Source organism: Megasphaera sp. AF13-6AC (assembly GCF_027685385.1).
In the GTDB taxonomy this organism is placed as follows: Bacteria; Bacillota; Negativicutes; order Veillonellales; family Megasphaeraceae; genus Megasphaera; species Megasphaera micronuciformis.
Genome location: NZ_JAQCUN010000260.1, coordinates 1 through 969 on the forward strand (window position 1 = coordinate 1; position 969 = coordinate 969).

Sequence of the window (969 nt, forward strand, 5' to 3'; positions counted from 1 at the left end):
GAACCCATTCTGTCGGCCGGCGTATCTATGGCCACGACAAAAGAAAATTCAGAATTGACCGCAAAGGTCGATAAGGCCTTGGATGAATTGAAAGCCGACGGCACATATGCTACATTATATAAGAAATGGTTCGGTACGGAACCGACCGATTAACCGGTTAGTAACATAAAGACAAGGATTCACTATGTATAAGGCTTATATTTTTGACTTCGATTACACTTTGGCAAATTCCGAAAAAGGAATTGTCATGTGCTTTGAAAGACTCTTTGCCGATGAAGGATATGGTCCTTTTCCAAAAGATGTAATACGACGAACCATCGGTATGACCATGTACGATGCCATGGCTCAATTGACAGGCGAAACCGATTCGTCTAAAATAAAATCACTTATAAACTTATATAAGATACGGTATTCCGATGTTTTAATGACAGCCAACACCCGTTTATATGACGACACGATTCCCGTGTTGACTCATTTAAAGAAAAACGGAGCCCTGTGTTGTATTGTTTCAACCAAAACCCGCTCCCGAATTTCGGAAACCTTACAACGTGACGGCATAGAGTCACTCATTGACTGCATTATCGGTTTTGAAGACGTGACGGAACCGAAGCCTTCCGGTGAAGGGATTCATCTCATTCGAAATCGCTTCGACCTGACTCATAGCGATGTACTCTACATCGGCGACAGTCTGATTGATATGAACACGGCACGAGCTGCCGGCGTCGATTTTGCCGCCGTTACGACAGGTATGACAACGGTTGCCGATTTTACAGCAGCCGGTCAGTATAGAATTCTGCAAAATCTAAGCGAATTAATTTAGGAGGGTTTTACAATGAAAAAGAAGTATTTAGCAGTATTAGCTGCATCAGTGGCAGCCGTATCCCTATTTGCTGCCGGTTGCGGCAGCAATTCATCCACCTCTTCGTCTTCGGAAAAGACCTTGGTTGTCGGCACGGAACCCACTTTCCC

At 44.2% G+C, this 969-nt stretch carries 2 protein-coding genes; both read left to right on the forward strand.

Translation table 11 applies throughout. From position 1 onward, the window contains the following. The coding region (locus PGX78_RS08695; RefSeq protein ID WP_270446561.1) for a substrate-binding periplasmic protein at positions 1-153 on the forward strand (153 nt) is incomplete at its 5' end. A 31-nt stretch (positions 154-184) separates the two neighbouring features. Further along, a complete protein-coding gene (locus tag PGX78_RS08700; protein WP_270446560.1) occupies positions 185-820 on the forward strand; it encodes an HAD family hydrolase in 636 nt (211 codons plus the stop codon). Positions 821-969 lie beyond the last annotated feature (149 nt).

What these genes read in the sequence shown, in the direction of transcription:
- PGX78_RS08700 (WP_270446560.1), top strand. Translation starts at nt 185, where the DNA reads ATGTATAAGGCTTATATTTTTGACTTCGATTACACTTTGGCAAATTCC.